This is a genomic window from Microcoleus sp. BM001215392 (assembly GCF_036700185.1).
Lineage (GTDB): Bacteria > Cyanobacteriota > Cyanobacteriia > Cyanobacteriales > Microcoleaceae > Microcoleus.
Genome location: NZ_JAUBOJ010000225.1, coordinates 1 through 11,916, shown reverse-complemented (window position 1 = coordinate 11,916; position 11,916 = coordinate 1). Strand labels below are relative to the sequence as shown.

General features: G+C 44.6%; 12 protein-coding genes. 6 read left to right on the top strand and 6 right to left on the bottom strand.

The window, feature by feature from the left end:
- Positions 1-145: 145 nt before the first annotated feature.
- Complete coding sequence (locus QT974_RS21630; RefSeq protein WP_333470478.1) at positions 146-679, top strand: hypothetical protein; 534 nt, start codon at positions 146-148, stop codon at positions 677-679.
- Between the two features lie 3 nt (positions 680-682).
- Here QT974_RS21630 and QT974_RS21625 read toward each other — a convergent pair whose 3' ends face one another.
- A complete protein-coding gene (locus tag QT974_RS21625; RefSeq protein ID WP_333470477.1) occupies positions 683-1,747 on the bottom strand; it encodes a DUF5895 domain-containing protein in 1,065 nt (354 codons plus the stop codon).
- An 83-nt stretch (positions 1,748-1,830) separates the two neighbouring features.
- Here QT974_RS21625 and QT974_RS21620 point away from each other — a divergent pair, with 83 nt between their 5' ends.
- Positions 1,831-3,762 (top strand): type IV secretory system conjugative DNA transfer family protein, encoded by a 1,932-nt coding sequence (locus tag QT974_RS21620; protein ID WP_333470476.1) that lies wholly within the window; start codon positions 1,831-1,833, stop codon positions 3,760-3,762.
- Positions 3,762-4,922 carry a hybrid sensor histidine kinase/response regulator gene (locus QT974_RS21615; RefSeq protein ID WP_333470475.1) on the top strand — a complete coding sequence of 387 codons (1,161 nt, stop codon included), beginning with the start codon at positions 3,762-3,764 and terminating at the stop codon, positions 4,920-4,922. The genes QT974_RS21620 and QT974_RS21615 overlap by 1 nt, the downstream gene beginning before the upstream one ends.
- Positions 4,923-5,489: 567 nt before the next feature.
- On the opposite strand, the gene QT974_RS21610 is transcribed toward QT974_RS21615, so the two are convergent.
- The 3 genes from QT974_RS21610 to QT974_RS21600 form a co-directional block, all read right to left on the bottom strand.
- Positions 5,490-6,167: a response regulator transcription factor gene (locus tag QT974_RS21610; RefSeq protein WP_333470474.1), complete on the bottom strand. Its 678-nt coding sequence runs from the start codon at positions 6,165-6,167 to the stop codon at positions 5,490-5,492.
- A gap of 273 nt (positions 6,168-6,440) precedes the next feature.
- The gene (locus tag QT974_RS21605) at positions 6,441-7,151 is read right to left on the bottom strand and encodes a hypothetical protein (protein ID WP_333470473.1); all 711 of its coding nucleotides are present in this window, start codon (positions 7,149-7,151) and stop codon (positions 6,441-6,443) included.
- Positions 7,152-7,450: 299 nt separating this feature from the next.
- Positions 7,451-7,882: a helix-turn-helix transcriptional regulator gene (locus QT974_RS21600; RefSeq protein ID WP_333205516.1), complete on the bottom strand. Its 432-nt coding sequence runs from the start codon at positions 7,880-7,882 to the stop codon at positions 7,451-7,453.
- 412 nt (positions 7,883-8,294) lie between these two features.
- Here QT974_RS21600 and QT974_RS21595 point away from each other — a divergent pair, with 412 nt between their 5' ends.
- The gene (locus tag QT974_RS21595) at positions 8,295-9,296 is read left to right on the top strand and encodes a hypothetical protein (RefSeq protein WP_333470472.1); all 1,002 of its coding nucleotides are present in this window, start codon (positions 8,295-8,297) and stop codon (positions 9,294-9,296) included.
- 7 nt (positions 9,297-9,303) lie between these two features.
- Here the strand turns inward: QT974_RS21595 and QT974_RS21590 are convergent, their stop codons facing one another.
- A complete protein-coding gene (locus QT974_RS21590) occupies positions 9,304-10,485 on the bottom strand; it encodes a hypothetical protein (protein ID WP_333470471.1) in 1,182 nt (393 codons plus the stop codon).
- 318 nt (positions 10,486-10,803) lie between these two features.
- On the opposite strand from QT974_RS21590, the gene QT974_RS21585 reads away from it, so the two are divergent.
- Both QT974_RS21585 and QT974_RS21580 read left to right on the top strand, forming a co-directional pair.
- Positions 10,804-11,226 (top strand): hypothetical protein, encoded by a 423-nt coding sequence (locus tag QT974_RS21585; protein WP_333470470.1) that lies wholly within the window; start codon positions 10,804-10,806, stop codon positions 11,224-11,226.
- Positions 11,220-11,693, top strand: a complete 474-nt coding sequence (locus QT974_RS21580) for a DUF7689 domain-containing protein (RefSeq protein WP_333470469.1) — start codon at positions 11,220-11,222, stop codon at positions 11,691-11,693. Before QT974_RS21585 ends, QT974_RS21580 begins: the two co-directional genes overlap by 7 nt.
- On the opposite strand, the gene QT974_RS21575 is transcribed toward QT974_RS21580, so the two are convergent.
- Positions 11,677-11,832 (bottom strand): hypothetical protein, encoded by a 156-nt coding sequence (locus tag QT974_RS21575; protein ID WP_333470468.1) that lies wholly within the window; start codon positions 11,830-11,832, stop codon positions 11,677-11,679. The two genes, QT974_RS21580 and QT974_RS21575, sit on opposite strands and share 17 nt — an antisense overlap.
- Positions 11,833-11,916: the final 84 nt, after the last annotated feature.

Below are 11,916 nucleotides of genomic sequence, written 5' to 3'. Positions count from 1 at the left end.
ATTCGTTTATTTTACCAGATGCCGTCACTGAATTTTTTTTGACCTGAATCCTTACAATAGAGTTAAACAACAAACAGCAGGCATCCAAAAGATTGTCAACCCCCCGGTTTGGTTAAATCAACTTGGTTATTGGTTTCGCATTGGTTTGACAGTTTTTACCGCCCTGTCGCTATTATTGGGGACAGTTGCTTGCACGAATTCTAGTTCAGCAACAACCGCACCAGCTTCTTGGCAACAAGCTTTGCGAGTCACTCCAAAAGAAACTTTAACCCTAATTGTAAAGGAACACAGCAGCCTTCCAGAACTCAAAGTAGCGGCTGGGCAAAGTGCAGCGGCGGAAGCAATTAAGAGAATGCGAGTGTGGCAAGTTAATGGCTCGGTAGGACGGCTGAACCTTTATGATTTTAATAATTCCGCTCTGTGCGGCACAAAAGGCTGCCTTTATGTTGGCTACTTAATTCCTAATGATTCAAGTCAAATGCCAACAGAAGTATTTGCAGCTTATCTCGACCCCCATAAACCGCCGAAAACTCCTTTGTTTAAGGCTAACAGTTCCTCGCACGAGGGTTTGCCTTGTCTAGGAGTGAATCAGCTTTCCAAAAAAGGCCGCCGCCAGCTTCAATTTTGCTACGACGGCCTTACCTATCAACTTGCTGACAGCCAGCTTTTCAGTAGTTAGTGTTTAGTAGTCTGCGGGTTCATCGAAGTCAAAATCTTCTTCTGAATCAACCTCAACTTCAACCTCAGCAGCCTCGGAAAATTCATCTAACTCCTCTAATTCTGAGTCGGTTCCTCCTTCCACTTGTGCAATTTTGCGAGGGGGCGACAATTTACCTCGATTTTTGCGGTTAGTTACGCTTTCTGGCAACGCCTGGACTTCAGGTTCCGCACCAGCAGCTATAGCTGGCAACTGGGCATCGCTAGCGTCAATGAAGCCAGCAATGTTATTGTGCAGTCCCCAAATCAATTTCTTTTGTGGTTTTTGACCGAGAAATAGCTTATGAAAATTAGCATCAGTTGGCTGAGTAATGCTGTGAGTTTTACAGCAAAACGATTTATTTTTGCCTTCCCCTTCTTTGATAGCTCTAAATTCGACATTCAACACTCCCAAAGAGCGCCACTTGTCATTTTTACCGCTGTAATCTCTCCCAAAGCAATCAGCAAATGCCCGTTCCAAATTGCGGTAAAATTCTTCTCTAGCGCTCTTAAAGCTCCAGAGGGCTACATTCTTGAAGCGGACGACAATCGGTACCTGATGCAGGGGTTGGTTTTTGGGATTTAGAAAGATGAGAGCGTGTTCGGAACACACTTCCTGCGTCTTTTTATCGAGGGAATCGCGATATTCGTCGTAAAGCCCAATAAAAGTACCTGCTAATTCTCCATTTTCTTCAATATCTTTGTAGCGGATGTACTCAGGCACAAAAGCTAATACCAACATTCTCGCTTTTGGGAGCAGTAAGCCTGTCACTTCTTCGCTGAGTTCGATCGTTGTCAATTCCTCAACATTAGGCATTACGTGCCATTCCGCTTTGATAAGCTGGTCGTTCGGGAGCAAAATACCTGCTGGGTTATCGTTAATCACGATTCCATAGGGCAAAGAGGGCTTGCGAGTTTGGTTGTAATCACTGTTGAATAGCTCCGGATCTATCTCGTAATAATCAGCACTCTTGTTCTTTTGCCTGTTGGAGTTTCCACTAGAATTCTGTACTGTCTTACTGGGAGATTTCGCGTTATTGCTTCTTACCATTGTTTACCTATTTTTGTCATGGTCTCCCCCTTGAGGCGATAGCCGCTAGCTGAAACATTTAGTTTTTTTTATATCTAAAAAAAATGAACAATTTGCAATTTTTGCCTAAAATTAACAAAGCTACCTTGATACCAATGGCAGTTCAAACTCCTAAACGTTCGTTAACTAGCATAGATTTTGGCGGGTTGTTGGGTCAGTTTATGAAGCCAGAGGGACTGGCAATGTTAGGGCTAATGGCAGGCTTACTTATTGCTTCCAAATTAGTGGGAAACGGGAAGGGTAAAATTACCTCCGGGCGGCTCTGCGGGACGGCTGAAAAATTGGCAGCCACAGGCTCTGCCCTCAAGCAAATGAAAGAAAAAAAACGGCAGCCCGTTACTTTGTGGAGCGGTACGCCGACTTATTGGTTTAAAGGTTGTCAGGGATTGAGTGCTCGATTGCAAACGCTATTAGGTGCAAATCCGACGGTTTGGTTTCCCCACGCAGAACGCGGAACTTTAGTCATTGGTGCTCCGGGTTCTGGCAAAACATTCAGCGTCATTGACCGGATGGTTGAAAGTGCATTCCAGCAAGGTTTTCCTGCCATTATTTACGACAAAAAAGGAGACCAGATGAAAGTGCTTGCACCCCTTGCAGTGCGCTATGGCTACGATGTGCAAGTGTTTGCGCCAGGGGAAGCTTACAGCGGCACTATCAATCCTCTGGATTTTATGAGAGATGCACAAGATGCAGTAATGGCAGCAGAAATTGGACAAGTTATTGCTCGAAATGCTAGTCCGGGGGAGAGTAAAGGCAATGAGTTTTTTGAGAAAGCAGGCGAGTTGATGGCGAAGGGTTTAGTGCAGTTGGCAAAAAGCAGTCCTTACCCGGATTTAGCTTTTGTGTACGCAATTATTCAACTCCCAGATTTGGTCAAGCGCATCGACCACGCCGTTCACCGACCCGACGGTCATCCCCTCAAAATGGATAGGTGGATTGCCTCTAGTTTTTCGCAGTTATTAAGTTCAAAAGATGCTGAAAAAACAGTGGCGGGCATCAAGGCAACCGCAGAGGCAACCTACTCCAGTTTCATTCAAAAAGATTTGCTGCGGGCATTTATTGGTCGCAGCACCATTCCGATTGCTTTAGAAGGCAAAAAGTGCATTATTTTTAAATTAGATGACCAAAGGCGCACTGTAGTGGGGCCGCTGTTAGCTGCTGCTATTCACTTATGTGTGGTGTCTAATTTGAGTCGGGTACGTTCTGACCCATTTTTGTACTGCTTAGACGAGTTTCCGTCTCTCAAGTTCGACAGAATGGATCAGTGGGCTAACGAATATCGTTCTGCTGGCGGCGTACCGATTGTTGGCATTCAATCACTCAATCAACTCTATAATCTCTATGGGGATAAAAAAGGGGCTGCGATCGCCAGTGCTCTGTCAACTCATGTCCTCTTCAACCCCGGCGATTTTGAGACAGCCGAGAAATATTCTAAGCGGTACGGAGAAGTGGAAGTGCTGGTAAAAAATCGATCGACCGGCAGCTCGACGGGGCAGCAAACGAGCCGTTCTGTCAACTGGAGCGAACAGTTGCAAAAGAAACCGCTGATTAGTCCTGACGAAATTCTGAGGTTTCCTCAAGGCAAGTGCGTCATCACTTCACCGGCCTACGCAACGGGGACGGAAGCTTTATTTCCCTACCCTCTCAAGATTCCGGTGCGGGCCGGCGACATCAAGCGAGCCAAAGAGTCTGAAGAACTGTGGGACAGCAGCATCAGACAGCAGCTTGAAAAGCGGGCGAAAGCTTTGTCAGTAGAGCGGCAGACGGGTAAACTGCTCAATATAGATGAAGAGCTGGATCAGCGGATTCGATTCGCTTACCAATTGCTGCCACATCCGAACGATCCAGAAGAACCCGTGACTGTGGCTGATGTTAAGTCGCCAGTCAATGCTGCTGGTGCGAACAGCGCGGCTGAAAAAATAGCGGTTGACAATATTCGGAAAAAACTTAAAAATCTGTCATTTGGCGATCGATAATGGAGCAAACTGAACAATTTTTGGCTGACATTTTGATTGTTGACGATATTCCAGCCAACATTCAACTGCTGTCTCAAGTGCTAATTGAACATGGGTACAAAGTCAGGAAGCTGATTAGTGGAGAGCGAGCTTTAAAAGCAGTAGAGTTGCAAGTGCCAGACTTGATTTTGCTCGACATAAAAATGCCCGGTATGGATGGCTATGAAGTTTGCCGTCAACTTAAAGCATCTGAAGCTACTTGTGCTATTCCTGTAATTTTCATCAGCGCTTTAGATGACGTATTTGACAAAGTAAAAGGATTTGAGGCGGGCGGTGCTGACTACATTATAAAACCTTTTGAGCCTGTTGAAGTCTTAGCGCGGGTATCTGCTCAACTTAAAATGCAGCGCTTGCAGCAGCAACTTCGCTGCGCTAACGTGCAATTGGCTGCACAAAATGTTCAACTAAGCCAGGAAATTCAAGAAAGACAGCAAGCAGAAGCTAATTTAAAAATGCTGTTGCACGCTGTTTCTCACGATTTGCGATCGCCTTTATCGGGAATGTCGCTGCTGCTGCAAAATCGCCTAGCTGATGCTGGCAGCAACATTGTTATTGATAGGCGGACTGTGGAGGTTATGGTGCAAAGTTGTTCGCGCCAACTCCAGTTGATTGAGTCACTAACAGCAACACAGCAGTTTGACGTAAAAAGTGCTTCTTTAGCAATGAAGCCGCTGTCGCTGCCCGCTTTAGTCCAAAATATTCTTATTGAAAGATTACCAATTCTCAACCAGCATCGAGTCAAGGTTAAGCAGCTTTTTGCAGCAGATTTGCCTTTAGTCAATGCTGATGCCCAGCAGCTATGGCGGGTGTTTGGCAATCTGATCGACAATGCTGTTAAATACAATCAGTCTGGGTTTATTTTGACTGTAGAAGCTAAAAAGGAAGGTAAGATGGTTCGCTGTACGGTTGCAGACAATGGGGCCGGAATTTCTCCTCAGCAATGTGCAAGATTATTCGAGCCTTATACGAGGGGAGTTGGGGTTACTTTAAGGCAAGGGTTGGGATTGGGACTTTTCATTTGCAGGCAAATTGTTGAGGCTCACGGCGGAGAGATTGGTGTTGATAGCGAATTGGGAAAAGGAGCGAGGTTTTGGTTGACCTTGCCAAAGTTTGAAGAGTGACAAGATATCATAAACTATAATTGTTTTACGACTAAAATTTATCAAATATGAACGCCTATTTGAGAACAATAAAAAAAAATTACTGACCCGATTTATATCAAATCCGTTGGCCTCGAAATTATTCCTCTCTCTCTTCCTCTGCATCCTTAGCGCCTTCGCGGTTAAATCATTCCGAGCCAACCGGATTTGGTATTATTATGCACTATCGTGCAAGCCAAAGAATATCTCTAATAACTGCTGTCTCCACTAGGAACAGTTAATGTCGATCGCGATGTCATATCACTTCCGGCAGCATCGGGATGATATCATAGCGATTGCGATTGCTTCGCTAAGAGCTCGCAATGACATATTTCTATCAAATCTGAAATGATATCATTCCGGTATAAACGGAATTGATATCACTTCTTAAATACGCGAAATTAACGTTTACTTCAGTCCGACTGTCACTCCAGAATATGCAGCAACCTTGGGAGTTTTCGGAAAAATGGCAACCGCAACAGTAATCTTTGAACCGTTTAGTAACTCGGTTACAGGTGTAGGAAAATGTCACTTTCTCTATTCTAACGGTTAAACCAGCCCCAAGCGCAGTGCTTTAACGGCGGCGTGGGTGCGATCGCTCGCTTCAAATTTAGCTATAATCATCTCTACATGACCTTTGGCGGTGTGGACGCTCATTCCTAGTTGAGCAGCGATTTGTTTATTGCTTCTACCCTCAACTAGCTGCTGCAAAACCTGCATTTCTCTTTCTGTCAGCTTGATGTCGTCATTCGCACAGTTATCGGGCAGTGGCGTTTTGAGATTTTGCAGCACGCAGTCGGCAATCTTAGGGTCTAGGTAACTGCCACCTTCTTGCACAGCCGTAATCGCTGCTAGAAGTTGTTCTGCGTTAGTGCCTTTAACGCAGTAGCCGTGAGCGCCGCTTGACAAAGCCGCCATTACCTGAGTTGGATTGCTGTGGTGGGTAAGCATCAAGATACGAGTATGCGGCAGTGCGGCTCTGATTTGCTGCGCGGCTGCAATACCGTCGATTCCGGGCAAGTCAATGTCCATCAGCACAATGTCTGGTTGGTGTTGCAGTGCGACACTGACGGCTTCGTTACCGTTAACAGCTTGGGCGACAACTGTTAAATGGGGTTGCTGATTGAAGATATGCTTTAGACCGAGCTGCATCATCGGATCATCTTCAACTATCAGGATGGTTTTTAGTTGGCTTGTTTTTGGTTGTGTCGGGGTAATTGCAGTCACGGCTAAGATTCCTACTACATTTTATCCATAGTCTATTGTTTTTCCTCATATTAAAGAGTGTCATCCTCCTATGGAGAGAAGAAAAGTATTGATTTTTGGGCAATTTCGTCGGAAGGTGGATGTCTCTCGATAGGAGGATAGTAATAAAGTCGATTCTCCCGAGTTTTAGGTGATCATAAAAATTCTAGTGATGCGGCCCGAAAAGCCCGCGCGAGAGGCTCACACTACCGTTCCCACCACAAATCCAGAAGAGCTATACACAGTCTGAACAGATTAGATCGACACTTCGTTGACTTCATCCAAATTGATTTCATCCAAATTGACTTCATCCAAATTGATAGCTGTTGCTACTTCCTTCGGTTGAGGTGTTAGATGACCATTGAGCTTGATAACTGTTTGTTCTCTCTCTCGTTCAATGGTAGTCAAAAGCCAATTTTGAGTTTGTCGGTGTTGCTTGCTGTCCCAGGCAAACTGAACTTTTTCTGCTGGTTGAGTCGGGTGCAGTGCCAAAATAATCAGTTGCAGCTTGTGAGGCTCGATCTCGAAGAATTCGGCAGCTACCCATAACTTAACTCGGTCTTGCCAAGTCAGTACAGGATGGCGAATCGCCCACTCAAATAGTCTGGGTGTTCCTTTGACTAAACCCACATTTGTACGGACTTGTATCACTTTAAATGGAGGAGAAGGGGAAGAATTTTCTTCTGTCACTCCCCTTTTTGTTCGGTCTAGTTTTGTTTGAAGTGGAATGTCAACAAACAGTTTTCGCTGCGGTAAAAACAGTGAGGGCGATAGTTCTTTGAGCTGGAAAACCCACTGCTGGAACTGGGGGTGACTGTTGAGAATTGGCTCGACAGGTAATCCCATTAAAATTTGCTTGACAAGCAGTTGCAAGCGTTCTTGCAGATAGGAAGGAACAAGAGGTGGCTCTTGTACTGGGCTAGTATGAATAGTTTGATTGAGGTCTGATAGAGTAAGGAGGTACATTGCTCAGAGCATAAAAGACTGAGCAATAGCGGCGATCGCCAGAAGTCAGGGAGAGTCATTGCTGACAACTTAAGACCGATCGCTGGAGTCAGGAGTCAGGATTCGGATACTTAACGATTTTTCGATCGCTCCGATTTGAGTTTTCTAGTCAAAATCCGAGTCAATTCAGATCGTAATTGCTGATTGACAAATGCTTCCTTAACTTAAGTTGTCACCAATTGGGGGGAGTGGGGAATGAGACGGTGATTTTTCCGGTTTCTCAACAGAAAACCGTAAGGGTGCAGGCTGCTTGTTACCAACTATACAAGTTTGGCTAAAAATGCTACTGATGAAGAAATGATATCGGCAATATCATCTGGATCGAGGGAATAGATCTTTGCTAAAACTTCTTTTTTAATTTTTTCAGAGCCTACCCTCTTGCTGCCACTCACTTGACCGATCGCCACCTCATCCAAACCGCGTTGATAAACTGATAGGGATATTTCTCCATCCAAATAAAGTTGCAGAGTCTTGGTACTGCCACCGCTTAACTTTGCCAGTTGCCGAAAGTTCTTAGAATCGGATTCGGGTATCGTTTTCCCCTTTAACCACCGATATACAGTTGAAAAATCTACTCCGATAGCGGACGCTAAAGCGCTTTGAGTCCAGCCTTCTTTCAGCAGCAGCTCGATCAACTGAGTCAGCCGCTTTTGGCGATCGAGTATAAGAGAAGATACAGAGCTAACAGTCACGATTGCTTACCGAAAATTTAGGTTTAAAGTCCTGGGGTACACGGGAACTAACGCCCTTGCGAGACATCGACAAGAGTTTGGGTAAGGAGACTCCTCCTTTGTAAGCCGAGTCGTGGAAAGACGAAGCCCAAAGAGCGGTCTTTGGAATCCCCGTGCGCGAAAGCACCGGGAGTATGTCAACTAACGCTTTTACCGTACACTATTTTACTTTCTGTAGTGTTGAAGCCGATACTTTGTCGTTATTTTACCCCCTTTTTTACAAAATTTGAGCTTTTGCAGCAGCAGCCCCGCGCTCTACCGCAGGGCGTGAGCGTCGGGAGTATGTCACCAATCAAAGCCTTAATCGATTACGCAACTATCCTTGCATTGTGCAATACTTAATCTTGCACCGCGCAAGAGGGACGGAACATCAATGTCATCCTCCAACACAGTTCGCGGTTCTGATGCAAATAACTTCTCTGTTGTTCGCAGCGCTGAACTCACTGCGAGAGTTGCACAGGACTGCCAGCTAAACAAAGCCGACGCTAAAGATTTGCCGGCCCAGAGCACGCTCACTGATGCTGAAGCATTAGAATTGAGCAGCTTGGAAGCTACAGTCGAACGGAGCTTGAAAGCTTTCTGGGAAATAGGGCAAGCTTTGCGCCAAATCCGGGATCGGCGCCTTTACCGGCAAGACTTCTCGACGTTTGAAGACTATTGCACTAATCGGTGGGAAATGTCTCGTCGCTGGGCCTATCAATTGATTGAAGCGGCAACCGTCTATGAAAATGTGCGCCATGGCGCACAAATCCTTCCCGCCAATGAGCGCCAAGTTCGCCCTCTAACAGCACTACCCTCCCAAGAGCAGCCTAGGGCTTGGGCCCAAGCTGTTTCTACTGCTCCGAACGGCAAACTTACGGCTTTTCACGTTGCCCGAGTTGTTGAAGAACACCAGAAAAAAAATTCGAGGAATAAGTCTAACAACGAGAACAGTTCCAAAAACCAACGAACTCTCTGGGCCAATCATCCATCGTCCAACCGTGAGATTTCAGCAGCCACTCAAGAGAATGCTGAGGGATTGGGAGCAACATCCAGTCAGACAGAAACTCCATGCCGAAGCTGCTGGAATTGCTATCATTGCAGTTTTGAGCCTGTTCAAGACGACCCTCACAGTTTTTATTGTCAAAAGCTAGGCAAACTAAGCTTTATTGAGAAAGATGGTAACGAACGAGGAGCTAAATGTAAATTGTGGCTCGATCGATGGATCGAGCCAGAGTTAGTCAAAAAGGCAAAACGAGCCCAACGAGATACTTTTACTTTAACTATACAGCTCCCGATACACCTGCAAGCCCAGATGCAAGATGTGGCTAAAACTCAAGGGCTGGCTGTAGTAGATTGGGCAGCACAAATCCTTCAAGCAGCAGTTGGTAAGTAGTATTGGACTAGAAATCGTCCAAATTAAACAGCGTAAATTGGTGAGGCGATGTCGTCATCTTTCTGGGTCGGCGTTTGCCCTTAACAACTTCTTGAACTACTGGATTTGAGTGAATTGATGTCTTCTCATTCAAGTCAATAACTTCTGAGCTTTCTGCTAAACTTATTTCATGTTCGACTGGACAATCCGAATGATTTTTAGCCTGAGACTCGACAGGCTCAAACCACTCATTGTACCAATAAGTGGCGTTCATTGATTGAGGTCGATCGCTACTTAAAGTATTGCCAAGGAGCAAATCAGTTTGACCCAACCACCAAATCGGAACAGCCAGCCAAGGTGAAAACATATAAAACTGAAACAAAGCGCATTTTAACAGAGTAGGGTCTATATCTTGACCGATACCGCTCATACAGTAATTCGACTGTGTTAACATTAAAGCACCCGTGCCGCAAGCAGGTTCATTGAAGCTGGAAATTCGCTCTGTCTTATCACCACTGACTAACTTAGATATTAATTGACACAAAGCTAAGGGTGTTGGATAAAACCCTGAACTTTTTTGAGCAGTCTTTCCGCAAATTTGGGGCAGCAGCCGGCCCATGTAATCTTCAGGATACAGCATGAGAATTGACAGGTCAAAAATCTGATAAAGACGCATTGATGCACCTTCACAGCCGGCGGGTTCTTTGGGTAAAATCTTGTAAGCTGGATGTCCGAATGCGAACAAAACCCAGTCCAAGAAAAACTCCAAATAGTCCCAAGCTGACCAAGTTTTCCATTCTCCGTGTTGGGGAATGCAATTGAGAGTGTTATCTAGCATGGCTTCTGCGGCAGGAGAATGCTGCCATTCGATTTGCGGAATCGGTTCTGCTGGCAAAGTTTCCTCAATTACAAATTTGGGTAAGTTTTCGGGTTTTCTGTTCTCCAGAATGGCTAGCATTGGCTCCATCTGCCACCGCATCCAGGCATGAGCGGGGACAGCTTGACACAAAGTCCAATAATCCCACCTTCCCCATAAACATCGGTCTATTTGTGCGAGAATTGTTAAAAGCCAGCCCGGTTTTAAATCTCGTTTGAGGTTGGGGATTAGAGCTTGCCTTTTCTTGGGTTTATAGGGTTGCGATCTGAAATGGAACAGCATTGACTCTCTAGTTTTGGAGTCAATAACTGGCAATACCAGCTTGGTTTTCATGAGTACAAATCTGAAAAGTGCACCCATAAAAACCGCATTAGCGGTTAGGAATTGCAGTTAAAGAGTCACACCCTGTTGTTCATAAATCATTTAAGTCTTTAGGTAATTTATAGCCAGAGATTTATTCCGTCCAATCTTCAATAACTAGACCCATAATTAGGGAGAAATCCCGCGTGTTACGAGTCACCATTACCGCATTCACCGAAATGGGTGGATATATTTGGTCTGGAATGCGCGATCGCGTTGCATTCAATTATTGACAAAAATATATTTTTAAATTAAGATCGCAATTAACACTAATATTTTAATTTATGCCCAATGAAACAAACGAACTTACTGCAATTAAAGGAACAAGTTTTGTTAGAGGAAACAGAACCTTTAGCAATAGAGTATAACGGACGCTTAGTTGGGTACTTTTATCCAGTGGGTGCAATGCCAAGTGCGATCGAGGAAATCGATCGCACTTTTATAAATTTAGTACAACAATGGCGCAATGAAACTATAGGTATTTCATCAAGTACCGATTTAGTTATGCACCCTGCTTACCAACAAATTATTAGGATGGGTCCAGTAGTAATTCCTCTGTTATTAAGGGAAGTGGAAAGAAAGTCGGGGCGTTGGTTTTGGGCTTTGTGTGAAATTACTGGAGAAGATCCAGTACCTTTGGAAAAACGAGGTAAAACAAAAGAGATGACTCAGATTTGGCTGGAGTGGGGGAAAGCAAAAGGTTACAAATGGTAGGAAATAATGCTTGGCAGCAAAACATTAAAGAATGGATCGAACAAAATCATCCTAAATTAGTGACAGCGGGATATCAAATTACCAGTCCAGATACAACTGATTATAATTGTATAGCTTGGGCTGCTCGAAGTACGGAAGAATGGTGGTGGCCGGATGACAAAGGTCAGGATTACTGGCCACCTAATATAGTGCGCGAGGAATCTCTAATTGCTTTTATTATGGCTTATCAAACTTTAGGATACGAAGTCTGCGATAGTGCTTTGCTGGAAACTGGTTTTGAAAAGATAGCCATTTATGTTTTAGATGGGAAACCCAAACACGCTGCGAGACAACTTTCTAATGGTAAGTGGACTAGCAAATTAGGTCAGTACGAGGATATAGAACATAATGCTTTAGAGGGTTTAGAAGGTAGTACATACGGTCATGTTGCTTGTGTAATGAAAAGGCATTTTACTGAACAGGAGTAATCAACAAAAGAGAGATCGTCCAGAGATGCGATCGCCCCAGGTTAGTATCGGCGATCGACAGCAACAGTTCGATCGAGCGGGCGATCGTCCTAATTTTATCGATTTGGCGATCGCTTATTTTTCCTTCTTCGTTACTCATTGTTTTAAGCGGTTTATTTGGTAGTGCGTAAGGTAAGGATTCAGGTCAAAAAAAATTCAGTGACGGCATCTGGTAAAATAAACG

Excerpts from the sequence above, each read along its gene's own strand:
- QT974_RS21625 (WP_333470477.1), bottom strand. The coding sequence starts at position 1,747 with ATGGTAAGAAGCAATAACGCGAAATCTCCCAGTAAGACAGTACAGAAT.
- QT974_RS21620 (WP_333470476.1), top strand. The coding sequence starts at position 1,831 with ATGAACAATTTGCAATTTTTGCCTAAAATTAACAAAGCTACCTTGATA.
- QT974_RS21615 (WP_333470475.1), top strand. The coding sequence starts at position 3,762 with ATGGAGCAAACTGAACAATTTTTGGCTGACATTTTGATTGTTGACGAT.
- QT974_RS21605 (WP_333470473.1), bottom strand. The coding sequence starts at position 7,151 with ATGTACCTCCTTACTCTATCAGACCTCAATCAAACTATTCATACTAGC.
- QT974_RS21595 (WP_333470472.1), top strand. The coding sequence starts at position 8,295 with ATGTCATCCTCCAACACAGTTCGCGGTTCTGATGCAAATAACTTCTCT.
- QT974_RS21590 (WP_333470471.1), bottom strand. The coding sequence starts at position 10,485 with ATGAAAACCAAGCTGGTATTGCCAGTTATTGACTCCAAAACTAGAGAG.
- QT974_RS21585 (WP_333470470.1), top strand. The coding sequence starts at position 10,804 with ATGAAACAAACGAACTTACTGCAATTAAAGGAACAAGTTTTGTTAGAG.
- QT974_RS21580 (WP_333470469.1), top strand. The coding sequence starts at position 11,220 with ATGGTAGGAAATAATGCTTGGCAGCAAAACATTAAAGAATGGATCGAA.
- QT974_RS21575 (WP_333470468.1), bottom strand. The coding sequence starts at position 11,832 with ATGAGTAACGAAGAAGGAAAAATAAGCGATCGCCAAATCGATAAAATT.